The organism is Nocardioides sp., assembly GCF_036493135.1.
Taxonomy (GTDB): Bacteria; Actinomycetota; Actinomycetes; order Propionibacteriales; family Nocardioidaceae; genus Nocardioides.
Genome location: NZ_DASXQG010000051.1, coordinates 1 through 21,176, shown reverse-complemented (window position 1 = coordinate 21,176; position 21,176 = coordinate 1). Strand labels below are relative to the sequence as shown.

Below are 21,176 nucleotides of genomic sequence, written 5' to 3'. Positions count from 1 at the left end.
CGACGACGCTCACGAGATCGCTTCCCCGACCACGACACCTTGTCGTCGCTGACCAGGGCCTCGATGCACTAGCGTCACCTCATGCTCATCCTCGGCATCATCCTGTTCGGCATGATCGTCGGTGCCGGGGCGCAGCTGATCCTCGGTCGCGAGCGCCGTGGCGTCGACTGGTCGATGGCGATCGTCGCCGGCCTCGTGGGCTCGTTCATCGGCGGTCTCCTGATCAGCCTGCTCGCCGGCGACGGACTCCGCCTCCGCCCCAGCGGCATCATCGGGTCGCTCGCGGGCGCCCTCGTCGTCACCGGAGTGTGGCGGTGGATGCGCAGCCGCAACGCCGGGCCCGGCACCCCGACGTCCCGCTCCGGCAACCCGGCCAAGGCCGCCGCGAAGAAGAAGCCCGGCACCCACTGACGCAGCACCGCACGGGGTCGACGTCGGTCGACACCGTGCGGTGGCGCGAGGGCCTGCTCAGGCCGCCAGCTCCTCGAGCTCGGTGTGCTGACTCTCGACGACCGACGGTGCCGGCGTCTCGCGGGTGGCCCGGGCAGCCAGTACCAGCACCACGCCCATCACCGCGACTCCGACCAGACCGGCGACGTGGAACGCGTCGGTGAAGGAAGTCTTGACCGAGGCGAGCAGGGCAGGGTCGTGCTGTCCCTCGCGGATGCCGTCGATCACGCTCTGCTCGGCGGTGGAGCCGGGCAGACCCAGCCGCGCGCGGTAGACCACCGTGCCGAGCGAGCCGAGGACGGTCAGGCCGAGGGCGATGCCGAGCTCGTTGGACAGCTGGGCCAGCGACGCGCTCGAGGCGGCGCGCTCCGGCGGAGCCGAGCTCATCACGCCGTCCATCAGCATCGGGAAGGCGGCGCCGATCCCGAAGGTGGCCAGGCTGGCGCCGGTCGCGACGACCGGGCGCCCCGCGGCGCTCGCCGGCGCCACGACGTACAGGGCGAACCCGATGGTCATCACCGACATCATCGAGACCACGACGGTGCGCTGGGCAAGACGCCGGTTCAGCCAGGGGCCGAGGTTGGCGGCGGCGATCATCGACACCATCATCGGCAGCATCCACCAGGCGGCGTCGAGCGGCGACAGGCCCTGGACCTCCTGCAGGTACAGGTTGAAGAGCAGTGACGTGCCGCCCATCAGCAGCGCGGTCAGGAACAGCGCGGCGAGGGTACGGCGGACGCGGGGCCGGGCGAGGAGGCCGAGGTCCATCAGCGGGTGCGCGAGTGTGGCCTGCCGACGCAGGAACACGGTGCCCAGGACCACGCCGGCCACGAGCGCGACCAGCACCGAGGAGTCGAAGCCGCTGTTCACGGCGCGCTTGAGGGCGAAGACCAGGCTCAGGACGGCGAAGACCGACAGCGCGGCGCTGGCGAGGTCGAGCGGCGCGGGCACGTCGGCCTTGGACTCCGGGATCAGCCGAGGGACGACCGCGATGGTCACGGCCATCACCGGTACGCCCATCAGGAAGACCGAGCCCCACCAGAAGTGTGCGAGGAGCAGGCCACCGACGAACGGCGCGATCGCCATGCCGCCCAGGAAGACGGTCATCATGGCGCCCATCGCCTGGATCCGGGACTTCTCGTCGGTGAACAGGCCGCCGAGCAGCGCCATCGACGCGGGCAGGATCGCCGAGCCGGCGAGCCCCATCACGCCGCGGGCGGCGATCACCAGCTCCGGAGTGGTCGCGAACGCCCCGATCCCGGACGCGATCGCGAAGATCGCCGCGCACACCAGGATCATCCGACGGCGGCCGATCCGGTCGGCGATCGCGCCGGTGGTGAGCATCGCGCCGGCGACCATGAAGTTGTAGCTGTCGGTCATCCACAGCAGCTCGGTGGCGCTGGCGTGCAGCTCGCGGCCCATCGTCGGCAGGGCCACGGCGAGCACGGAGATGTCGACGGCGACCAGCAGTGTGGGCAGCGCCAGCACCGCCAGCGCGAGGATGCCGCGGGTCCGGCTCGAGTTCGTGGTGTCGGTGGTCATGAGAGCTCCTGGGTGAGGGTCGGTTCACCCGTACATCGAATGAGACGAAGAGCTTTCGACACGGCCCACGCGGAATTTCTCGCGCTGGGCAAAGAATCCCGAAAATCTGATGCGCCGAGGCCCGCGGAGGAGCAGCATGAAGGTGCAACGCGTCCGCCGCCGGCGGCCACTCCTGGCCCGGCCCGTGGTGCGTCGTACGGGGGGTTGAGACCGGACCTCAGCCTTCGAATCACATCGGGTCCGTCCCCTCTCGGGGGCGGGCCCGATGCTCTCTTCTTCCTGGCCGGTCAGCCGGCGAGGACCAGGTCCTCGCGCGCGGTCTCCTGCTCCGGCGCGTGGTGCGCCCGGCGCAGGGCCGCGAACGCCGCGACTCCACCGGCGACGACCAGGGCGGCGGCGAGCAGCAGTCCGGACCGGTAGCCGGTCAGGAACGCGTCGACCGGCGTGTGTCCAGCGGCGATCGAGGCACCCTGACGGCTGGTCAGCACCGCGCCGATCACGGTGATGCCCAGCAGGCCGGCGACCTCGCGGGAGGCGTTGAACACCGCCGAGGCGACTCCCGCCTGGCTGGTCGGCATCACGCCGAGGACCGTCGCCGTCAGCGGGATCGTCATGCCCCCTCCCAGGCCGATCACCGCGAAGCTCGGCATCAGCGAGAGGAACGACGCGTCCTTGCCCAACAGCGAGACCGAGCCGATCGCCAGGCCCATCGCCAGCATCCCGAAGCCGGTCGAGCGGTACGCACCGAACCGCGCGGCGACCCGGTCGGACACCACCGCCGAGCCCGCCATCAGCAGAGCCATCGGGACGAACGCGGCACCGGCCTTGGTCGGCGAGAAGCCGAGCACGCCCTGGAGGTACAGCGAGGTGAAGAAGTAGATGCCGAAGAGGCCGAACGCCCACAGCATCAGGGCGATGATGCCGCCGGTGAACTCCATCCGCCGGAACAGCCTGACGTCGAGCATCGGCTGCTCGACGCGGCTCTCGACGATGGTGAACGCCAGGGCGGAGGCAGCCGCGACGCCGAACGCGCTCAGGATGCCGGCGGAGTCCCAGCCCCGGCCGTGACCCTCGATCAGGGCCCAGGTGAGCGAGAAGAGCATGACCGTCGACAGGCCGAGACCGGCCACGTCCATGCGACGTACCTCGTCCTCGCTCGACTCCGTGATCGCCCAGGCGCCGAGCACCATGGTCGCGATGCCGATCGGCACGTTGATCCAGAAGATCCACTCCCACGAGACGTGCTGGGTCAGGAGTCCGCCCAGCACTGGGCCGACGGCGAGGGCGAGTGCGCCCACTCCGCCCCAGATGCCGACCGCCGCGTTCCGCTCGCGCGGGTCGGTGAACGTCGCGCTGATGATGGCCAGCGTCGTCGGGGTGACGGCCGCGGCACCGATTCCCTGCAGGGCGCGGGCCGCGATCAGGGTGGCGGGTCCGCCTGCGAACCCTGCGAGGAGCGAGGACACCGTGAAGACGGCCAGGCCGACGAGGAAGAGCCGGCGCCGCCCGAAGCGGTCGGCCAGCCGACCACCGGCGAGCAGGAGCCCGGCGAACGTGAGGATGTAGCCGCTCACCACCCACTCGATGCCCGCCGTCGAGAGACCCAGCTCGTGCTGGATGTCGGGGATCGCCACGTTGACGATGTTGTTGTCGAGGTAGGTCATGAAGGTGGCCAGTGCCACCGCCACGAGCGCCCAGCGGCTGCGGTTCATCACGTCTCCTATACGTCGTACATGTATGGCGTACAGGAAACCTTGTACGACGTATAGTTGTCAACCCTTATCGTGTATAGTTCTGCTCATGAGCCCCCGTACCGCCATCGCGACCGCGACCAGGACCGACCTCAGCCGCGCGGCGATCGTCGAGCGCGCGCTGACCGTGATGGACATCGAAGGCCCCGACGCGGTGACGATCCGCCGTATCGCGCAGGAGTTCGGCGTGACGCCGATGGCGCTGTACTGGCACGTCGCGAACAAGGAAGAGCTCCTGGCCGCCATGGGCGACGCCCTGCTCGCCGACGTGACGCCACCGCCCGCGACCGGGTCCTGGTCGAGCCAGCTGCGTGGCGTCGTGGAGACCCTGATCGAGCACCTCTCCCAGCACCCCGCCGCGGCCGGCCTGGTCTTCCCGCGGATCCTGGTCAGCGAGCCGGGACTCCGTCTCACGGAGTTCACGCTGACCCTCCTCGAGGACGCCGGCTTCTCCCGCGAGCAGGCCGCCGACCTCGCGCGGATGGGCCTGCAGACGGCGATGATGCTGGTCACCCAGCTCCCGGGTTCCGAGAGCCAGGCGGCCCAGGAGGAGCGCGACGACCTGCTCGCGCAGAAGCGCTCGCACATCGAGACCCTCCCCGCCGACCTCTACCCGCACATCCGCGCGGCAGCCGAGCCGCTGACCAACTGCGACGACGTGCCGGCGTACTACTCCTTCGGGGTCGACCTCTACATCGAGGGCGCCCTCGCCCTGATGCGAAAGGTCAAGCGGACCTCCGCCTGACCGTCCGGGAATACCCGCGACAAAGGCGCGACCGTCGGGGATGCTGACCCCTCGTGGCCCGTCGACTCGTCCCGACCGTGCTGCGGGAGGAGCCGCAGTACCGGCTGTTGTTCGGCAGTCAGGTGCTCTCCGTGCTCGGCGACCGGGTCACCAGTGTCGCGCTGCCGTTCGCGGTCCTCTCGGTCGGCGGCGGCGTCCGCGACGTCGCGATCACGTCGACCGCGCAGTTCCTGCCGTTCGTGGTGCTCGCGGTCCCGGCCGGGGTCTGGGCGGACCGGTGGGAGCGCAAGCGGATCCTGATCGGCTCCGACGCGGTCCGGCTGGTCACCCAGACCGTCGCCGCGGTCCTGCTGCTCTCCGGGCACGCCGAGGTCACCCACCTCGTCGTACTCGCCGCGATCTTCGGCGCCGCCGACGCGTTCTTCGCACCCGCGTTCAGCGGGCTGCTGCCGACCACCGTCAGTCCGGGCAACCTCCAACCCGCCAATGCCCTGCGCGGGCTCACCTTCTCCCTGGCGAACGTCGCCGGTCCGGTGATCGCGGGGGTGCTGATCGGCTTCGCCGGTGGCCCGGGCTCCGCGCTGGTCTTCGACGCCGCGACGTTCCTGGTCTCGGTGCTGCTCCTGCTGCCGCTACGCCCGGCTGTCGTGGCGCAGGCCGCCGTTGACGACGAGCAGGCCGCGCCCCCGTCGTTCCGCTCGTCGTTGCACGAGGGGTGGCAGGAGGTCCGCTCGCGGAGCTGGGTGGTCGGTTACCTCGGCGGCTTCTCGGTGTACCACGCGATCGTGCTGCCGGCGATCTTCGTGGTCGGACCGGTGCTGATGCAGGACCACTACGACGGCGCCCGGTCGTGGGCGGTGGTGACCGCACTGTTCGGGATCGGGAACATCCTCGGTGACATCCTGCTCCTGCTGTGGCGCCCGGCGTACGCCCTGCGGGTCGGGGCCCTGATGCTGGTGGGCGCGTCCTGCCAGGCGGCGATCATCGGCAGCCACCTGCCGGTGTGGGGGATCGGGCTGCTCGAGTTGCTCACCGGCATCTGCGTGACCGGGATGTTCACGCTCTGGGAGACATCGCTGGGCGAGCACATCCCGCCGACCTCGTTGTCACGGGTCTCCAGCTACGACTACCTGGCGTCCACCGGGATGATCCCGCTCGGCAACGTGGTGGTCGGCGGCATGGCTGCGATCGTCGGCATCTACCCGACACTGATGATGATGACGATCGTCGGGATCACCGCCGCACTGGTCGTGGTCTCCATCCCGTCGGTCCGCCACCTCCCCCGCGCCCCCGCCATCGCCGGGTCGTCCGCCTGACCGGCCACTAGAACCTCCACCCGGGCGGACGACCGAAGGAGCTCGCTGGGTCGTCCGCCTGACCGGCCACTAGAAGGTCCAGTGGGGCGGACGACCGGGGAAGAGCTGTCTGTCGGTGGTGCGACATACGGTCTACGCCATGGACATCATCCTGATCCCGGGCCTGTGGCTGACCGCTCGATCGTGGGACGACGTCGTCCCGCGGCTGGAGGCCGCCGGGCACACGACCCACGCGCTCACCCTTCCCGGCATGGAGGCGGTCGACGCCGACAGATCTCGCGTCACCCGGCAGCACCACGTCGACGCCGTGGTTTCTGCGATCGACGACGTGCCCGGCGATGCGAAGGCCCTGCTCGTCGGGCACTCGATGGGTGGCGTGCTCGCCTGGGCGGCCGCCGCCGCGCGCCTCGACCGCACCGCGGGGGTCGTCTTCATGGCCAGTGAACCCGGCATCCCCGAGCAGTCCGAGTCGATGTTCCCGGTCGACGGTGACGACGTGCCGCTCCCCGCCTGGGACTTCTTCGACGACGAGATGGTCGCTGATCTCGACGACGACCTGCGCGGTCGCATCCGCGAGGGATCCGTGCCGTCGCCGCTCCACGCCGTCATCGACGGGCTGTCGTTCGGGCAGGACGCCCGCTACGACCTGCCGGTCACGATGGTCACCGCGGAGTACGACGCGGCCCAGCTCAAGGAGTGGACCGACGCCGGCGAGTCCGGCACGGAGGAGATCGCCCGGCTTCGCAACGTCGAGTGGGTCGACCTCCACTCCGGCCACTGGCCGCAGTTCAGCCGGGTCGACGACGCCGCGCGGGTGATCCTCGAGGCGGCCGCCCGGATCTGAGTCTCAACTGTGGGCGACGCACCGGGTGGCCCATGGTCGCGCCTCGAGCCTGCCCTCGGGGATCGGCTCGCCGCACACCTCGCAGATCCCGTAACGGCCGTCGGCGACGCAGCGCCGCGCGCGTCGTACCTCGTCGAGCATGGTCAGCAGGTGCTCCTGCGTCGAGACCGCCGCCAGCCGGTCCACCGCCATCGAGGTGCCGTCGCCGATCCGCTTGCCGAACGAGATCGTGCCGACCTCGCCGGTCGGCTTCGTGAGCTCGACCAGCTCGGACTCCAGCTGCGCCTCGCGTTCGGCGAGCAGCCGGTCGGCGTCCTCGTGCACCCCGCCAGCGTAGGACCGCGCTGGTGACGACCATCCTCGCGAACGCATAGCCTGATCGGGTGAGCCGAGATCCCGCGCAGCCCTGTTCGCTCGTCGGGGCCGACGAGCTGACCGCATCCGACCCGACGCCTGGCATGAGCCGGCAGGTGGCGATGCACGCCGACGGGATGTGGACCGGCACGGTCGACACCGAGCCGCACGCCACGTCCGGCTGGCACCACCACGGCGAGTACGAGACGACGCTCTACGTCGTGAGCGGACGGATGCGGATGGAGTCGGGTCCCGGCGGCTCGGACGTCGTCGAGGCCGGACCCGGTGACTTCCTGCGCGTCCCGGCCGGCGCCATCCATCGCGAATCGAACCCGTCCGACGAGCCAGGCCGCGCGGTGATCGTCCGCTGCGGCACGGGCGAGCCGACGTACAACGTCGACGGCCCGGCCTAGGCGATGGACCGCCTGACACTCGGTCCGCTCGACTTCGTGTACTGCCCGAGCCGCGACGCGGCCGCCGACCTCGCGCACTGGACCGAACGCCTCGGCGCCGAGCCGGTCTTCGCGGTGGAGCGTTTCCAGACCCGGGTTGCCTGTGTGGAGCCCGGTCACGGACCGCCCGTGCTGTTCGCGGAGCACCTCCGCGCCGACCGCGGCGACTCGCTGCGCGGCCGCCGCGACTTCTGACCACGAGCCGAAGAGGACCCATGTCCACCATCACCCTGCCCGACCGGGTCCGCGGCGCGCTGGTGATCGCCGGCGTGGCGCCGTACGACGCCGAAGGGCTGGACTTCCCGGCCGGCAGGCGGGGTCATCGACACCTCTCGATCGGTGTCGGCGCAGCCGACCGGATGCTCGACGAGCTTTTCGCGAGCTGACAGGGAGGGCCGTGCGGGTGTCGGAGCCGGTAGCGCGCCGTGGGCCAGGCGTCGTGCTAGACGTCGATGACGAGCTGCGCCTGCGTGCGTTCGCGGGCGACGCGGACGTCGACCTGGCCTGGCCCTGGTACCGCGACCCCGAGACGGTTGCGCTCGTCGATGGGCCGGGGGACCCGCCGTACACACGCGAGCGCGTGGCCGCGATGTATGAGTCCCTGGCGGCGCAGGGCGAGGTCTACCTGATCGAGCGACGCATCCGCGACGCCTGGCAGGCCGTGGGCGATGTGACGCTCGCGCCCGACACCCTGCCGATCGTGGTCGCGCCGGGTGCCCGCGGCCAGGGCATCGGGCGACGCGTGACCCTGCGGCTGGTGGACCGGGCGCGGGTCCTTGGGTGGAGCGAGCTGCGTGTGCGCGAGGTCCTTCCGGGGAACGACGCCTGGCACCGACTCTTCTCCGGCCTCGGGTTCGTGCCGCGCGAGGACCCGCCGCCGGCGTACGTGCTCCGGCTCGCGCCGCTCGGAGGCCGACCCCGACCCTGAGGGGAATGGCCGCGGTCGCGTGACCGTTGGCCCGCCATGGCCCGCCACTGGATCGCCCATCGTCCCGGAGGGCTCGAGGTGTTCGAGCTGGTGGACGTCGACGTGCCGGCTCCCGGGCGCGGCGAGGTGAACGTGGTGGTGCGCGCATCGGGGCTCAACCCGGCCGACGCCAAGCACGTCGCCGAGGGCAACAACCCCGACGACTTCCCTCGGCCGGTGGGCTACGAGGTCGCCGGTGTGGTGACGGCGATCGGTCCGGACACCGAGCTGGCCTCCGGATACGGCGCGGTCGGTGACGAGGTGCTGGCGTTCCGGGTGCGCGGTGGCTGGGCCTCCGAGCTGACCATCCCCGCGCAGGATGTGTTCGCCAAGCCGCCGGGCGTCTCCTTCGAGCAGGCCGCGAACCTGCTGCTGGCCGCCACCACCGCCTCCGAGATGCTGCACGTGACCGGCGTGGGGTCCGGTGAGACCGTCCTCGTGCACGGTGCGTCGGGTGCGGTGGGGGTGATGCTGCTCCAGCAGGCCGCGCTGCTAGGCGCGCGGGTGGTCGGGACGGCGAGTCCGGCCCGCTTCGACGTCGTACGTCGCTACGGCGGCGAGCCGGTCGCGCACGGCGACGGGCTCGGGCAGCGCGTGCGGACCGCGGCCCCTGAAGGTGTGGCCGCGGCTCTGGACTGCATCGGGAGCGACGAGGCGCTTGCGGTGTCCCTTGCGCTCGTTTCCCACCGCAGTCGGATGGTGTCGATCGTGGCGCCCGGCGATCGGGCCGCCGCGGACGGTTACCACCGGATCTGGGGTGGCAGGCCGGCCAGCAAGGCGTACCGCGACTCCGTCCGCGCCGAGCTCATCGAGGCGGCCGGCGCGGGCAAGCTGGAGGTGCCCGTCGCCGCGACGTACCCGCTCGAGGAAGCGCTCACCGCCGCCGAGGTGCTGCAGGGCAAGCACCCCGGCGGCAAGCTCGCGCTGGTGCCCTGAGGGAAGCGCGCTCCGATCCGGCGATCGCCGGCGAGGTGACGTGCGATGCTCCGGACATGCTCTGGCGGGTGGTGATCATCCTGGTGGGTGGCGGGTACGTCGCCTACCGGTTCGCGCTCGCCGCCCAGATCCTCAAGGCCAAGCGGGTCGGGGACGTCGCACGGGAGCAGCAGCTGCGGACCCGCGGGTTCGGGGTCTACCGCTGGGTCGTCCTCTGCCTGCTGGTCTTCATCGTCCTGCTGACCGCCTTGTTCTGGCTCAACTCCCGCTGAGTCGCGCCAAGACCACGGCCAGGTCGCGCGCGAACCGGCGTACCGGGTAGCGCCCCGGGCGTGGGCGACCCGTGCGTCGTGGACGAAGACCAGATGTCGCAGGATGTCGACGACCGACCAGTCGCCCCGACCCGCTCGTGCACTGCGTCCTCGGGAGGCCCTGCGCCTGCGCCGTCGCCATCCGCCCACGGTGGACCCGCTGCGATGGCGCGCCAGACGCTAGGAGCCCGAGGCCGCGTCGGCGATCACGGCCCGCGCCGTGTGGGCACCGCGCAGGCACCGCTCGGGCATGGTGTGCCAGTAGTACGGCTGGCCCATCATCGCCAGCACCAGAGCCCAGCCGCGCGCCAGGCGCCAGCTGACGTCGTCGACCCCGAGCGCGCTGCGGAAGGTCTCGCGAGCGGCCGGGTCCAGCAGCTGCCAGGCCACCGAGAGGTCGTTGGTCGGGTCGCCGACCGAGAGCCCGCCGAAGTCGAGCACGGCGACCAGGCGCCCGTCGCGGACCAGCAGGTTCTCGGCGTTGAGGTCGCCGTGGTACCAGCGCGGATCGACCACGCGGCCCGCCTCGGGCATCCCCGACGTCTCGGCCCACACCCGCTCGGCGGCGGCCAGGTCGAGGCGCAGGTCGGGGAGGTCGCGGCACTCCCGCAGGTACACCCGCATGTCGTCGTCCATGGCCGCCAACGGGTCCCCGCGGTACCAGTGGAGCGCCGGATCGGCGAGCGCCTCCGGTGGGACCTCGAGACCGCCCAGCGCGTTCACGACCGCGGCGAGGTCGCGGGCGAGGTCGTGCCGCGGAGGCTCGCCGTCCTCGGGCAGGGTAGGTACGGCCCCGTCGAGGAACCGGACGACGGACCACTTCTCGGAGTAGCCCGCTACCGGCTCGCCGACGACCTCGACCTCGGGAACCGCGACCGGGATCACGTGCGCGACGTACGGGAGCCAGCGCTGCTCCTTCTCGATCGTCGTCGTCCCGCCGGGCTGACGCGGCACCCGCACGAGGAGGTCCTCGCCGAGCCGGAACAAGGCGTTGGTCGAGCCCGTGGACGCGAAGCGGCGCAGCGAGAGTCCGTCGTACGCCGGTGAGAGTGAGGCGAGGAGCCGGCGGACCAGGTCCTCGTCGACCTCGATCTCGTCCTCGTGCATCCGCGTCATGACCACCACCCCACCGGACCAAGGACCGCGCTGTCGACCGGGTTCCCATGACATCGCGTCCCGGGTACGCCGGCCGGTGATAGACCTGAGCCCATGACCGACTTCGCCGGCTCGATGGTCGACACCCCGCGACTGGGTCAGTACGTCTGGACGAGTGGACCGGCAGACGGCACACCGCTCCTCCTCGTCCACGGGAACATCACCACCGGCGGCTTCTGGAGGTACGTCGCGCAGCGGCTGCCGGCGGACGTGCGGGTGATCGCGCCGGACCTCCGGTCGTTCGGGCGCACCGAGCCGAAGCCGGTCGACGCGACCCGCGGGCTGCGGGACATGTCCGACGACGTGCACGACCTGCTCGAGACGCTGGGTCTCAGCGGCCGCGGCGACGTCCACGCCGCCGGCTGGTCGATGGGGGGCGGGGTGCTCCAGCAATACCTGATCGACCACCCCCGCGACCTCGCCAGCGTGACGCTGATGGCACCGCTCTCGCCGTACGGATTCGGCGGCTGTCGGGGCGCGGACGGTCAGCCGTGCACGCCCGACTGGGCCGGCACCGGCGGCGGCACCGCCGCTCCCGACTTCGTGCGCCGGCTGGCCGAGCGCGACGGCGGCAGCGACGACCCGATCAGCGCGCCCCGTGAGGTCCTGCTGACGTTCTTCGGCCCGGGCGCCAACCGACCGAACGTCGACGAGGACTTCCTGGTGTCCGAGCTGCTCGGCACCACCGTCGGCGACGACCACTATCCCGGCGACGCGCTGTCGTCGGAGCACTGGCCGAACACGGGTCCCGGCACGCGGGGCGTGATGAACACGATGTCCGGCAAGTACTGCGACACGAGCGCGTTCGGCGACCTGCGCGACGGCCCGCCGATCACCTGGCTCCGCGCCACTGCGGACCAGGTGGTCTCGGACCGGTCGATGTTCGACCTGGCCACCCTCGGCGAGCTCGGCGTCGTACCCGGCTGGCCGGGCGCGGACTCGATGCCGCCGCAGCCGATGGAGACCCAGCTGCGCAGCGTGCTGGAGCGGTACGCCGGCAACGGCGGGAGGTGGCGTGAGGTCGTTCTCGACGGGGTCGGTCACGGGATCCCGCTCGAGGTGCCCGACGTCGTGGCCGCCGAGATCGAGCGGACGATGGCCGATGCCTGACCCGCTCGACGTCCCCGTCTCCGGCGGGACACTGCGGGTCGCGGCGTGGTCCGGCACCGGCGCCCCGGTGCTCGCGATCCACGGCATCACCTCGTCGTCGCGGTCGTGGCCCTTCCTGGCCGGAGCGCTCGACCAGGCGGTCTTCGCACCCGACCTCCGTGGCCGCGGTCGCTCCAACCGGCTTCCGGGACCGACCGGGATCGCCCAGCATGCCGAGGACTGTGCCGCTGTCGTCGAGGCGACCGGCGGCGTCCCACTCGTGGTGGTCGGCCACTCGATGGGCGGCTTCGTCGCGACCGTCCTGGCGGCACGCCGTCCCGACCTGGTCCGCGGCCTGGTCCTGGTCGACGGTGGCCTCCCCTTCCCGGCCGCGGACGAGGAGGCGACGCTCGCCGGCCTCCGGCCGATCAAGCAGCGGCTGCTGACGACGTACACCCGCGAGGGCTACCGCGACTGGTTCCGCGGGCACCCGGCGTTCGCGCGGGACTGGACGCCCGAGACCGAGGAGTACGCCGACTACGACCTCCCCGAGGCGCCGGGCCGCCCGTCGGCGGACGCCGACGTCGTCGAGTCAGACCAGATCGACATGGTCCAGGGGACGGCGTTCGCCGATGCCCTGGACGAGCCGATGCCGCCACGGGTCTTCCTCCACGCGTCACGCGGCTTCGCCGACGACCCACCCGGGCTCTACCCGCGGCCGACGGTCGACGAGTACGCCGTGCGTTGGCCCGACCTCGACATCCGCCACGTCCCGGACGTCAACCACTACACGATCGTGCTCAGCCGTCGCGGTGCCGCAGCGGTCGCGCAGGCGGTGCGGGACGTGGGTTGACGGCCCCGCGGGTCGTCCGCCTGAGCGGATGTTCTAGTAGCCGCCCGGGCGGACGACCGTTGAAGTCGAGTCCACGGGCGGGAACTCACCCATCGCGTGGTCGGCGATCCGCTTCATCATCCACACGTCGATGCCGCCGCCGAGGACACCACCGGCGAGGGGGATCCCCCGGCCGAGGCGCGAGAACGCCTTCTCGCCGAAGCCGCGGAGCAAGCGGAAGGCGATGGCCTTGTTCAGGATCAGCAGGGCGGCCGGCGGCAGCTGCTGGCCGACCAGTCCGACCACCTTGCCGGAGCCGCCGGACCCGCCGGTGAGGCCGGCCTTGGCCAGCACGTCGTCCGCCTCGGAGCCGACCAGGGTCAGCAGTACGGCGGTCCGCACCTGCGGGTCGTCCACGTCGTACCCCTTGAGGTTCGCGATCGCGGCCACCATCCGGGTGGCGCCGACGTAGAACTCGATGACGTTCGCCGGCAGCGCGACCGGCATCGTCACGAAGCCGCCGACGCTGGTCACGAACCCTCCGACGCCCCCCTTGACGACGTGCGAGCGCACGATCTTCTTGACCGCACCTTCCGTCGTGCGCGTCTCGAGGCGTGCCACGTCGGCCAGCTCGCGCGCCGACTTGAGCGGGCCCAGCCCGTCGATCCCGGCATCGAGCAGCACCTGCACCAGGCGGCCGACGATCCCGTCGTCGCCGCGCTGGTCCGGCACCGGGAGAGGGTCGGGGTCGGTGCGTTTCAGCGACACGAGGCGGTCACCCGTTGCTCGGCGGTACGTCGGAGGCCGGCGGCTCGCCGGGCGCGTCACCGGGCCGCTGGTCGGCGATCTTCTCGACCCCGCGCTCCAACGATCCGCGCACCTGGCTGATCGTGTCCGCGTGCTTGCCGTCGGTACGGCTGTCGAGGGCACTGGCGGCCTTGTCGAACAGCCGCTCGAGGTCGCCCTTGTGCTCGTGGGCCAGCTCCCCGGCCTTCGCGACACCCTGGCGTACGGCGTGCTCCAGCGAGCTCGCGATCTCGGTGAGGTGGCGTTCGACCTCGTACTCCTCCATCTTCGCCCGGATCGTCTCGTGGAGCGGCGGCCTCTCCGAGGGGTCGTGCGAGGACTGGTCGGGCGGCTGGTCGGACATGGCACCTCCTGGGTGTCTGAAGCCTCCATCCTGCCCGTCCCGCGCGCCTCACCCAACCGGGCAGGTCCCGGAGCCGACCCCGAACCGGGCCTCGGGCCGCTCGGACTCCCCACAGCCCGATCAGGAGCGGACGAGTCGCGCGATCGCGTCGGAAGCCTCGGTCAGCTTCTCGTCGGCGCCCACGCCGGTGGCGACCGCGTCGCGGACGCAGTGCGCGAGGTGGTCGTCGAGGAGGTTCAGCGCGACCGCCTGCAGAGCCTTGGTCATCGCCGAGACCTGCGTGAGGATGTCGATGCAGTACTGCTCCTCCTCGACCATCCGCTGCAGCCCGCGGGCCTGACCCTCGATGCGCCGCAGTCGCTTCAGCACGTCGTCCTTGTCGCTGACGTAGCCGGGGTGCTCCATGGGGCCACTGTACCCGGGAGGGGTATCCCGGCGACGTTCGGTCCGTGAACGCCGCAGCACCGGGACGCCGGGCAGCGGTGACGATGGGAGACATGGTCGAGGAGACGAGTACGCCGAGCCCGTCACCGGACCGAGCGCTGCGCCGCGACATCCGTCGCGTGACGTCGATCCTGGGCGAGACCCTGGCCCGTACCGAGGGCCAGGACCTGCTGGACCTGGTCGAGCGGGTGCGCGGACACGCGAAGGAGGGGCGGCTCGCCGAGCTGCCGGACTTCGACCTGGCGACGGTGACCCGGCTGGTGCGGGCGTTCACGGCGTACTTCCACCTGGCGAACATCACCGAGCAGGTCCACCGCGGCCGCGCGCTGACCCGGGCGCGGGAGGAGGAAGGCGGCTGGATCGAGCAGGCGGTCGCTCGCATCGCCGACGCCGGCATCGCGTCGGAAGAGGTCGGCGAGATTCTGTGCCAGGTCGGCGTCCGGCCGGTGTTCACCGCGCACCCGACCGAGGTCGCGCGGCGTTCGACGATCGACAAGCTGCGGCGGGTCGCCGCGCTGCTCGAGGAGCCGGACACCCCGCGCCGTACCCGCCGTCTCGAGGAGGCCATCGAGCTGCTCTGGCTCACCGACGAGATCCGGGTCGAGCCGCCCGACCCCACCGACGAGGCGCGCAACATCGTCTACTACCTCGAGGGCCTGTCGGGGGCGGCGCTGCCGGACGTGCTCGAGGAGCTGCGCGACCAGCTCGCCACGATCGGCGTCGGCCTCCCGCCCGACGTGCGGCCGCTCCGCTTCGGAAGCTGGGTCGGTGGCGACCGCGACGGGAACCCTCACGTCACCCCGGCGACGACGCGCGAGGTGCTGACCCTCCAGGCCGTGCACGGCATCCGGCTGCTGCGCACGCTGGTGGACCGGGTACGTCGCGATCTCTCGGTGAGCAGCCGGGTCGGCGCCGTCTCCGACGACCTGCTCGACCGGCTCGATCGGCGGCTGCCCGGACTTCCCGAGGTCGAGCCGCGCTACCGGCGGCTGAACGCCGAGGAGCCCTACCGCCTCTTCCTCACCTGCGTCCACGTGCGCCTCGGTCTGACCGAGCAGCGCCTGCTCGGCGGCGGCCGGCACGCCGACGGGCGTGACTACGCCGACGACACCGAGCTGCTCGACGACCTCCTGGTGCTGCGCCGCTCGGTCCTCGAGCACCAGGGACCGGTCGTGGCCGGCGGCGAGGTCGAGCGCCTGGTCCGCACCGTCGCCGCCACCGGGCTCACCCTGGCCACGCTCGACGTCCGCGAGCACGCGGAGAAGCACCACCACGCGGTCGGGCAGCTGCTCGACCGCGTCGGCGAGCTCGGCACGCCGTACCAAGAGCTGGACCGGGCCACCAGGATGAAGGTGCTGAGCGAGGAGCTCGCCAGCCGTCGGCCGCTCGCCCGGAGTCCACTGCCGCTCGACGAGGACGCCTCCGTCACCGCCGAGACGTTCCGCGCGATCCGGTGGGCGCTCGACGAGCTCGGTCCGCGCGCGGTCGAGAGCTACATCGTCTCGATGACCCGCGACGCCGACGACGTGCTGGCAGCCGCCGTGCTGGCCCGCGAGACGGGACTGGTGGACCTCGGCTCCGGCGTCGCCCGGATCGGGTTCGTGCCGTTGCTCGAGACCGTCGACGAGCTCGAGCAGACCGAGTTCATCCTCGACGCGCTGTTCGCCGACGCGTCGTACCGCGAGCTGCTGCGCCTCCGCGGGGACGTGCAGGAGCTGATGCTCGGGTACTCCGACTCCAACAAGGCGGGCGGCATCACGACCTCGCAATGGCAGATCCAGCGCGCCCAGCGGCGGGCCCGCGACGTCGCCCGACGGTACGGCGTACGCCTGCGGTTCTTCCACGGCCGTGGCGGCTCGGTCGGCCGCGGCGGGGGCCCGACGTACGACGCGATCATGGCGCTGCCGTCGGGAACCGTCGACGGCGAGGTCAAGATCACCGAGCAGGGCGAGGTGATCAGCGACAAGTACGCGCTGCCCGCTCTGGCCCGGCAGAACCTCGAGCTCGCGCTGGCGGCCACCGTCGAGGCGAGCGTGCTGCACCGCACCGACCGGCGCACGCCCGGGCAGGCGAGGCGCTGGGATGCGGCGATGGACCGCATCTCCGACGCCGCCCATGCGCGCTACCGCCGCCTCGTCGAGGAGCCCGGCCTCGCGGAGTACTTCCTCACCTCGACCCCGGTGGACCTGCTCGGCGCTCTCCACATCGGGTCGCGACCCTCCCGACGTCCCGGCGCCGACACCGGCATCGACGACCTCCGCGCGATCCCGTGGGTGTTCGGGTGGACGCAGTCCCGCCAGATCGTCCCCGGCTGGTACGGCGTCGGCAGCGGCCTCGCGGCGGCCTCTCACGACGGGGACCTCGATGCGCTGCGGGAGATGTACGCCGACTGGCCGTTCTTCCGCACGTTCCTGGGCAACGTCTCGATGACGCTGGTCAAGACCGATCTCGACCTCGCGGCCCGGTATGCCGCGCTGGCGCCCGAGCCGCTGCGCCCGCTGCTGGACCGGATCCGGGCGGAGTTCGACCTCACCGTCGAGCGCGTCCTGGCCGTCACCGGCGACGAGGCGCTGCTCGACCGGGAGCCGACGCTGCGCACCACCCTGGAGATCCGCGAGAACTACCTCGAACCGCTTCACCACCTGCAGATCGAGCTGCTCGGTCGCTACCGACGGGGCGAGGACGACGCGGCCCTGGAACGCGCCCTGCTGCTGACCATCAACGGCATCGCCGCCGGCATGCGCAACACCGGCTGATCCTGGTCAGGGGATCGGCTGGTCGTCGTCCCGAGGTCCGAAGATGCTGAACCCGTCGAGCGTTCCCTGGTCGAGCCCCGTGCCCCACGCGGCGGTCTGCGACCGGGACCGACGGGAGAAGAACATCCGGAACTTCTCGTAGTCCGAGACCCCGGCCAGGGCGTCGACGTGCTCGCCGAGGGATGGCGTCATCGCCTCGACCACCGGCCGCCACATCTGCTGCGGTGGCGCACCCTTGGCCAGGGCCTCGTGGAGGTCCGCGTGGTGCACGGCGGCGTTCCAGACCAGGGCCGGCCGGTCGTTGCCGTCAAGACTCGCGACGACGGCGTCGACGCTCCCGCGCACCTCGGCGACGAGGCCGGCTGTGGTGTGTGCAGCGCGCTCGCCGACGTGCCGCTCGGTCCAGTCCGGCCCGGGGGCGCCGTCCATCCGGCCGCTCAACGCGTCGGCAGGAGAGCCCGCGAGGTGCGCGAGCAGGTCGTGCACCGTCCAGTCGGGTGTCGCCGGCACCCGGGTCGACAGCTGCTCGGTCGACAGGCCCTCCGCGAGGGCCGTGACGGCGTCGATGTTGGCCCGGTACACCTCACCCCAGTCGGTCATGGCGCCAACCTAGGGCCGAGATCGCAACGGGTCGAGAAGGCCCTTGTCTGACGCGTCAAGCTCGCGTACTGTCGCGATATATCGCGAGCGTTCGGCGATACGTTCACCGAACGTTTCGCTCCTGACATTCAACACCGGAGGGACACCGCATGGGACGCGACTGGGGACGCGAGTTCGAGACGCTCTTCCAGCAGCACTGGAACGCCGGCCACGGTGGCGGCCGTGGCGGACGGGGTGCACGTGGCGGTGAGTGGGGCGGCTGGCAGTGGGGACCTCCCAACCGGCGCTCGGGACCGCCCCCCTGGCTGACCGGGCTGTTCGGCCTGGCCCAGCAGGAGCACACCCGAGGTCCGCGGGTACGCCGCGGCGACGTCCGTGTCGCGATCCTCGCGGTGCTCGCCGACGGGCCGCGGAACGGCTACCAGGTGATCCAGGAGATCTCCGAGCGCACCCAGGGAGCGTGGCGCCCGAGCCCCGGGTCGGTGTACCCGACCATCTCGCAGCTCGAGGACGAGGGCCTGCTCGAGGGCGACGACGAGCGGGGTCGACGTACCGTCCAGCTCACCGCGTCCGGCCGCGCCTACCTCACCGAGCACGAGGACGAGATCGAGGAGGTCTGGGCGCCATTCACCCGTCAGCGCGAGGCGCGTGAGGGGCGCGAGGGGCGTGAGGCCCGCGACGACGAGGCCGGTGCCGACTTCGCCAGCCTCAAGCCGGAGCTCGGGCGGGTCATGAACGCGGTCTGGCAGATCATCACGACCGGTACCGACGAGCAGCGCCGGGCGGCCATCGGCGTCCTGCTCGAAGCGCGGCGAGGGCTCTACCAGATCCTGGCCGACCACCCGGGTGACGAGGTCGACGAGGTCGACGAGGTCGACGACCTCGGCGACCGTGAGGAGGAGTGGTGAACGACCGACTGCGCATCGGTGACGCCGACCGCGAGGCGGCGGCGCGCGAGCTGGGCGAGCACTTCGCGATGGGGCGGATCACCGTCGACGAGCACACCGAGCGGCTGGAGCAGATCTGGTCGGCTCGCACCGCAGCCGACCTGGCGCCGGCCTTCCGGGACCTGCCACGACCGCGCGTGGGAGCACAGGCACCGCCGCGCTCGAGCACCCAGCCGACCGTCCGACGCGGGGCGGACTGGCGGCCGGCGCTGCCGCACATCCCGTTCCCGTTCAAGGTGCTGGTGGCGATCGTGCTGATCTGGTGGGGCTTCCACCACCCGCTGTTCCTGCTGATCGCCGCGATCGTGTACGTCGTGTTCATCCGGCCGCTCATCCGCCGACGCCGCCGCCACGGGCGCTCGGGCCACTCGGGCCATTGGGGCCGTAACCGCTACCAGACCGGCTGGCACTGAGTCATGCTGTTGACCTGGCGTTTCCGCCCAAGGGGCACTTCTCCGCTGCCGAAGTGGGACTTGTCCGCCGGTGAGGTGGGAGTTCTCCGGGAGAACTCACACCTCGACCCCGGAGGGGCCACACCTCGGGCCAGTCAGACGCCGATGGCCCGGTTCACCCAGATGTCGCCGACCTCCATGCCGACCTTCTGATAGAGGCCGAGCGCGCCGGTGCGGGAGTCGGTCGACAGGCTGGATCGCAGCGCGCCGTGTTCCCGGCCTCGGGCGAACGCGTCGACGAGCAGCGCCTGGGCCAGGCCCCGATGCCGCTGGTCCTTGCGTACGGCGAGCGCCTGCACGTAGGCCTCCATCACCGGGTCCGGTGACATGATCACCCAGGCGGTGCCGACGATCTCGCCGCCGGCGTCCGTCACGACGCGCAGGCACCAAGGCTCGAAGCCGGGCCTGCCGATCACGGACGCCTCGAAGTCGGCGTACGACTGACGGTCGCGCTCGGACCACTCGAGGAACGCGTCCTCGATGACGTCGTGGAACTTCGGGTACTCCTCGGGCTCGGCCGCGCGGATGGCGTAGCCCTCGGGGAGCTGGCGGTCCTGGATCTTCTTGCCCTCCGGCAGGTCGAGCACCCAGCTGTGCCAGCGGACGCGATAGCCGAGCTTCTCGAGCAGTCGGTCGCCGGGCGACCCCTCCGGCACCGGGCTGCCGTAGCCCGTGCCCCCGAGGTCCCGCACGGTCTGCTGCATCCAGCCGGCGATCGCGGTGCCGATCCCGCGGCGACGAAAGTCGGGGTGCACGGCTGCGTCGCCGCGGTCGTGGCCGGTGATCTCGCCGTACCCGACCATCCGTGCGCCGTCGAAGACGCCGATCGTGTGGGTGGCGATGTCCCAGCTGGGTCGCCCCCAGTCGCTGATGATGTCGGCCAGCTCGATCTCGGTCTTGCCGATGTCCGACTGCTCCTGCGCGGCCGCCACGTCGTACACCGCCTGCGCGTCGTTCTGGGTCAGGACCCGGGAGGTCAGCCCCTCGGGCAGGTTCAGGTGGCTCATGGCGCCGTATCAGATCATCGACCGGCCTCGGACGCACGTCAGTTAACGCCGACCCGTCACAAGTGGGCGTCGAAATGACATCGACCCGGCAGAAGTGTTCTTCACACTTCTGCCGGGTCGGGCGCTCTCAGATGTTCACTTCTGCCAGGTCAGCGCTGTACGGCGCGCGCTTGTGCCGGGTGAGCGTTCACTTCTGGATGGCGGAGATGTCGAACTCGAGCTTGATCTTGTCCGACACCAGGAAGCCGCCGGTCTCGAGCGCGGCGTTCCAGGTCAGGCCCCACTCCTTGCGGGACAGGGTGGTGCTGCCCTCGAAGCCGATGCGCAGGTTGCCGAACGGGTCGCGCGCGGAGCCGGTGGACTCGAACTCGATGCTGATCGGCTTGGTGGTGCCGGTGATGGTCAGGTCCCCGGTGATCGTCCAGTCGTCGCCGTCACGTTCGACGTTCGTCGAGGTGAAGGTGATCTCGGGGTGGGACTCGATCTCGAAGAAGTCGGCGCTGCGCAGGTGCGCGTCGCGGTCTGCGACTCCGGTGTCGATGCTGTCGGCCTTGATGGTGAGCTCGACCTTGCTGTTGGCCGGGTTCGCGGTGTCGACGCGGGCCGTGCCTTCGAACTCCGTGAAGGCGCCGCGCACGGTGGTGACCATCGCGTGTCGCGCGCTGAAGCCGAGGCGGGTGTGAGCGACGTCGAGGGTGTAATCACCCGCAATGTCCTCGATGACGGTGGTGGCGGGGTCGAACGGGCTGTTGGTCATGATCTGGGGTTCCTCCTGGGATTGAAGTTTCAACCACTTGCCGAGTTCAACGTTCAACCACCTCAGGTATTCCCCGGCCGAGGTGATCCGGGTCACGCCTGGCCGGAGTCGACTCCTGCATGCCAGGCTGAGCCATGCCCGACTCCCGCCACCAGATCCATCTCTCCGAGAACGACCAGCCGACGCGCTGGTACAACATCCTCCACGACCTCCCGACGCCACCGCCGGCCGTGCTGCACCCGGGCACCGGACAGCCGGTGGGCCCCGACGACCTGACCCCGCTGTTCCCGATGGACCTGATCCTGCAGGAGGTCTCCGG

At 71.3% G+C, this 21,176-nt stretch carries 25 protein-coding genes and 1 pseudogene; 16 read left to right on the top strand and 10 right to left on the bottom strand.

All coding sequences use genetic code 11. The annotated features are described in order from the left end of the window. The first annotated feature begins 81 nt into the window (after positions 1-81). The gene (locus VGJ24_RS09165) at positions 82-411 is read left to right on the top strand and encodes a GlsB/YeaQ/YmgE family stress response membrane protein (RefSeq protein ID WP_331500238.1); all 330 of its coding nucleotides are present in this window, start codon (positions 82-84) and stop codon (positions 409-411) included. Between the two features lie 57 nt (positions 412-468). Here the strand turns inward: VGJ24_RS09165 and VGJ24_RS09160 are convergent, their stop codons facing one another. After that, positions 469-1,992, bottom strand: coding sequence for an MFS transporter (locus VGJ24_RS09160; RefSeq protein WP_331500237.1), 1,524 nt, complete (start codon positions 1,990-1,992; stop codon positions 469-471). A 287-nt stretch (positions 1,993-2,279) separates the two neighbouring features. Further along, positions 2,280-3,704 carry an MFS transporter gene (locus VGJ24_RS09155; RefSeq protein ID WP_331500236.1) on the bottom strand — a complete coding sequence of 475 codons (1,425 nt, stop codon included), beginning with the start codon at positions 3,702-3,704 and terminating at the stop codon, positions 2,280-2,282. An 88-nt stretch (positions 3,705-3,792) separates the two neighbouring features. Here VGJ24_RS09155 and VGJ24_RS09150 point away from each other — a divergent pair, with 88 nt between their 5' ends. The 3 genes from VGJ24_RS09150 to VGJ24_RS09140 all read left to right on the top strand — a co-directional run bounded on the left by VGJ24_RS09150 (position 3,793) and on the right by VGJ24_RS09140 (position 6,648). Next, positions 3,793-4,488: a TetR/AcrR family transcriptional regulator C-terminal domain-containing protein gene (locus VGJ24_RS09150; RefSeq protein ID WP_331500235.1), complete on the top strand. Its 696-nt coding sequence runs from the start codon at positions 3,793-3,795 to the stop codon at positions 4,486-4,488. A 53-nt stretch (positions 4,489-4,541) separates the two neighbouring features. Then, entirely contained in the window at positions 4,542-5,804 is a 1,263-nt protein-coding gene (locus VGJ24_RS09145; protein WP_331500234.1) for an MFS transporter, read from the top strand. 139 nt (positions 5,805-5,943) lie between these two features. Beyond that, positions 5,944-6,648 carry an alpha/beta hydrolase gene (locus VGJ24_RS09140; RefSeq protein WP_331500233.1) on the top strand — a complete coding sequence of 235 codons (705 nt, stop codon included), beginning with the start codon at positions 5,944-5,946 and terminating at the stop codon, positions 6,646-6,648. A 3-nt stretch (positions 6,649-6,651) separates the two neighbouring features. On the opposite strand, the gene VGJ24_RS09135 is transcribed toward VGJ24_RS09140, so the two are convergent. Next, positions 6,652-6,972, bottom strand: coding sequence for a TraR/DksA family transcriptional regulator (locus VGJ24_RS09135; protein WP_331500232.1), 321 nt, complete (start codon positions 6,970-6,972; stop codon positions 6,652-6,654). Positions 6,973-7,031: 59 nt separating this feature from the next. Here VGJ24_RS09135 and VGJ24_RS09130 point away from each other — a divergent pair, with 59 nt between their 5' ends. From VGJ24_RS09130 to VGJ24_RS09105, 6 genes are read left to right on the top strand one after another with little or no spacing between them, the layout of a single operon-like run. After that, positions 7,032-7,415, top strand: coding sequence for a cupin domain-containing protein (locus tag VGJ24_RS09130; protein WP_331500231.1), 384 nt, complete (start codon positions 7,032-7,034; stop codon positions 7,413-7,415). A gap of 3 nt (positions 7,416-7,418) precedes the next feature. Continuing rightward, on the top strand, positions 7,419-7,649 hold the full coding sequence (locus VGJ24_RS09125; RefSeq protein WP_331500230.1) for a hypothetical protein: 231 nt from the start codon (positions 7,419-7,421) through the stop codon (positions 7,647-7,649). 20 nt (positions 7,650-7,669) lie between these two features. Further along, complete coding sequence (locus tag VGJ24_RS09120; RefSeq protein ID WP_331500229.1) at positions 7,670-7,840, top strand: hypothetical protein; 171 nt, start codon at positions 7,670-7,672, stop codon at positions 7,838-7,840. Between the two features lie 53 nt (positions 7,841-7,893). Further along, the gene (locus tag VGJ24_RS09115) at positions 7,894-8,382 is read left to right on the top strand and encodes a GNAT family N-acetyltransferase (protein WP_331500228.1); all 489 of its coding nucleotides are present in this window, start codon (positions 7,894-7,896) and stop codon (positions 8,380-8,382) included. Positions 8,383-8,418: 36 nt separating this feature from the next. Further along, a complete protein-coding gene (locus VGJ24_RS09110) occupies positions 8,419-9,357 on the top strand; it encodes an NADP-dependent oxidoreductase (protein ID WP_331500227.1) in 939 nt (312 codons plus the stop codon). 56 nt (positions 9,358-9,413) lie between these two features. Next, positions 9,414-9,629: a hypothetical protein gene (locus VGJ24_RS09105; protein WP_331500225.1), complete on the top strand. Its 216-nt coding sequence runs from the start codon at positions 9,414-9,416 to the stop codon at positions 9,627-9,629. A gap of 219 nt (positions 9,630-9,848) precedes the next feature. Here VGJ24_RS09105 and VGJ24_RS09100 read toward each other — a convergent pair whose 3' ends face one another. Further along, positions 9,849-10,784, bottom strand: a complete 936-nt coding sequence (locus VGJ24_RS09100; protein WP_331500224.1) for a phosphotransferase — start codon at positions 10,782-10,784, stop codon at positions 9,849-9,851. 93 nt (positions 10,785-10,877) lie between these two features. Between VGJ24_RS09100 and VGJ24_RS09095 the strand changes: the two genes are divergently transcribed. Both VGJ24_RS09095 and VGJ24_RS09090 read left to right on the top strand, forming a co-directional pair. Then, positions 10,878-11,933, top strand: a complete 1,056-nt coding sequence (locus VGJ24_RS09095) for an alpha/beta hydrolase (RefSeq protein WP_331500223.1) — start codon at positions 10,878-10,880, stop codon at positions 11,931-11,933. Further along, a complete protein-coding gene (locus VGJ24_RS09090) occupies positions 11,926-12,765 on the top strand; it encodes an alpha/beta hydrolase (RefSeq protein ID WP_331500222.1) in 840 nt (279 codons plus the stop codon). Before VGJ24_RS09095 ends, VGJ24_RS09090 begins: the two co-directional genes overlap by 8 nt. 33 nt (positions 12,766-12,798) lie before the next feature. Here VGJ24_RS09090 and VGJ24_RS09085 read toward each other — a convergent pair whose 3' ends face one another. The 3 genes from VGJ24_RS09085 to VGJ24_RS09075 form a co-directional block, all read right to left on the bottom strand. Further along, positions 12,799-13,476 carry an EcsC family protein gene (locus VGJ24_RS09085; protein ID WP_331500221.1) on the bottom strand — a complete coding sequence of 226 codons (678 nt, stop codon included), beginning with the start codon at positions 13,474-13,476 and terminating at the stop codon, positions 12,799-12,801. A gap of 43 nt (positions 13,477-13,519) precedes the next feature. Continuing rightward, entirely contained in the window at positions 13,520-13,894 is a 375-nt protein-coding gene (locus tag VGJ24_RS09080) for an antitoxin (RefSeq protein WP_331500220.1), read from the bottom strand. 120 nt (positions 13,895-14,014) lie between these two features. Next, on the bottom strand, positions 14,015-14,299 hold the full coding sequence (locus tag VGJ24_RS09075; RefSeq protein ID WP_331500219.1) for a metal-sensitive transcriptional regulator: 285 nt from the start codon (positions 14,297-14,299) through the stop codon (positions 14,015-14,017). 44 nt (positions 14,300-14,343) lie between these two features. Here VGJ24_RS09075 and ppc point away from each other — a divergent pair, with 44 nt between their 5' ends. Then, a complete protein-coding gene (ppc, locus tag VGJ24_RS09070; protein WP_331500218.1) occupies positions 14,344-17,094 on the top strand; it encodes a phosphoenolpyruvate carboxylase in 2,751 nt (916 codons plus the stop codon). 6 nt (positions 17,095-17,100) lie between these two features. Here the strand turns inward: ppc and VGJ24_RS09065 are convergent, their stop codons facing one another. Further along, positions 17,101-17,694 (bottom strand): maleylpyruvate isomerase N-terminal domain-containing protein, encoded by a 594-nt coding sequence (locus tag VGJ24_RS09065; protein WP_331500217.1) that lies wholly within the window; start codon positions 17,692-17,694, stop codon positions 17,101-17,103. A 149-nt stretch (positions 17,695-17,843) separates the two neighbouring features. Here VGJ24_RS09065 and VGJ24_RS09060 point away from each other — a divergent pair, with 149 nt between their 5' ends. Continuing rightward, the gene (locus VGJ24_RS09060; protein WP_331500216.1) at positions 17,844-18,602 is read left to right on the top strand and encodes a PadR family transcriptional regulator; all 759 of its coding nucleotides are present in this window, start codon (positions 17,844-17,846) and stop codon (positions 18,600-18,602) included. Continuing rightward, positions 18,599-19,054: a DUF1707 domain-containing protein gene (locus VGJ24_RS09055; RefSeq protein ID WP_331500215.1), complete on the top strand. Its 456-nt coding sequence runs from the start codon at positions 18,599-18,601 to the stop codon at positions 19,052-19,054. The genes VGJ24_RS09060 and VGJ24_RS09055 overlap by 4 nt, the downstream gene beginning before the upstream one ends. 134 nt (positions 19,055-19,188) lie before the next feature. Here VGJ24_RS09055 and VGJ24_RS09050 read toward each other — a convergent pair whose 3' ends face one another. Together VGJ24_RS09050 and VGJ24_RS09045 are read right to left on the bottom strand one after the other, a co-directional pair. Continuing rightward, on the bottom strand, positions 19,189-20,100 hold the full coding sequence (locus VGJ24_RS09050; protein WP_331500214.1) for a GNAT family N-acetyltransferase: 912 nt from the start codon (positions 20,098-20,100) through the stop codon (positions 19,189-19,191). A gap of 187 nt (positions 20,101-20,287) precedes the next feature. Continuing rightward, on the bottom strand, positions 20,288-20,857 hold the full coding sequence (locus VGJ24_RS09045) for a YceI family protein (RefSeq protein ID WP_331500213.1): 570 nt from the start codon (positions 20,855-20,857) through the stop codon (positions 20,288-20,290). 134 nt (positions 20,858-20,991) lie between these two features. On the opposite strand from VGJ24_RS09045, the pseudogene VGJ24_RS09040 reads away from it, so the two are divergent. Further along, positions 20,992-21,176: pseudogene (locus tag VGJ24_RS09040) on the top strand (TrpB-like pyridoxal-phosphate dependent enzyme); the annotation flags it as partial.

Coding starts and splice junctions, on each gene's coding strand:
- VGJ24_RS09165 (WP_331500238.1), top strand. CDS start 82: ATGCTCATCCTCGGCATCATCCTGTTCGGCATGATCGTCGGTGCCGGG.
- VGJ24_RS09160 (WP_331500237.1), bottom strand. CDS start 1,992: ATGACCACCGACACCACGAACTCGAGCCGGACCCGCGGCATCCTCGCG.
- VGJ24_RS09155 (WP_331500236.1), bottom strand. CDS start 3,704: ATGAACCGCAGCCGCTGGGCGCTCGTGGCGGTGGCACTGGCCACCTTC.
- VGJ24_RS09150 (WP_331500235.1), top strand. CDS start 3,793: ATGAGCCCCCGTACCGCCATCGCGACCGCGACCAGGACCGACCTCAGC.
- VGJ24_RS09140 (WP_331500233.1), top strand. CDS start 5,944: ATGGACATCATCCTGATCCCGGGCCTGTGGCTGACCGCTCGATCGTGG.
- VGJ24_RS09125 (WP_331500230.1), top strand. CDS start 7,419: ATGGACCGCCTGACACTCGGTCCGCTCGACTTCGTGTACTGCCCGAGC.
- VGJ24_RS09120 (WP_331500229.1), top strand. CDS start 7,670: ATGTCCACCATCACCCTGCCCGACCGGGTCCGCGGCGCGCTGGTGATC.
- VGJ24_RS09110 (WP_331500227.1), top strand. CDS start 8,419: ATGGCCCGCCACTGGATCGCCCATCGTCCCGGAGGGCTCGAGGTGTTC.
- VGJ24_RS09105 (WP_331500225.1), top strand. CDS start 9,414: ATGCTCTGGCGGGTGGTGATCATCCTGGTGGGTGGCGGGTACGTCGCC.
- VGJ24_RS09100 (WP_331500224.1), bottom strand. CDS start 10,784: ATGACGCGGATGCACGAGGACGAGATCGAGGTCGACGAGGACCTGGTC.
- VGJ24_RS09095 (WP_331500223.1), top strand. CDS start 10,878: ATGACCGACTTCGCCGGCTCGATGGTCGACACCCCGCGACTGGGTCAG.
- VGJ24_RS09090 (WP_331500222.1), top strand. CDS start 11,926: ATGCCTGACCCGCTCGACGTCCCCGTCTCCGGCGGGACACTGCGGGTC.
- VGJ24_RS09080 (WP_331500220.1), bottom strand. CDS start 13,894: ATGTCCGACCAGCCGCCCGACCAGTCCTCGCACGACCCCTCGGAGAGG.
- VGJ24_RS09075 (WP_331500219.1), bottom strand. CDS start 14,299: ATGGAGCACCCCGGCTACGTCAGCGACAAGGACGACGTGCTGAAGCGA.
- VGJ24_RS09065 (WP_331500217.1), bottom strand. CDS start 17,694: ATGACCGACTGGGGTGAGGTGTACCGGGCCAACATCGACGCCGTCACG.
- VGJ24_RS09060 (WP_331500216.1), top strand. CDS start 17,844: ATGGGACGCGACTGGGGACGCGAGTTCGAGACGCTCTTCCAGCAGCAC.
- VGJ24_RS09050 (WP_331500214.1), bottom strand. CDS start 20,100: ATGAGCCACCTGAACCTGCCCGAGGGGCTGACCTCCCGGGTCCTGACC.
- VGJ24_RS09045 (WP_331500213.1), bottom strand. CDS start 20,857: ATGACCAACAGCCCGTTCGACCCCGCCACCACCGTCATCGAGGACATT.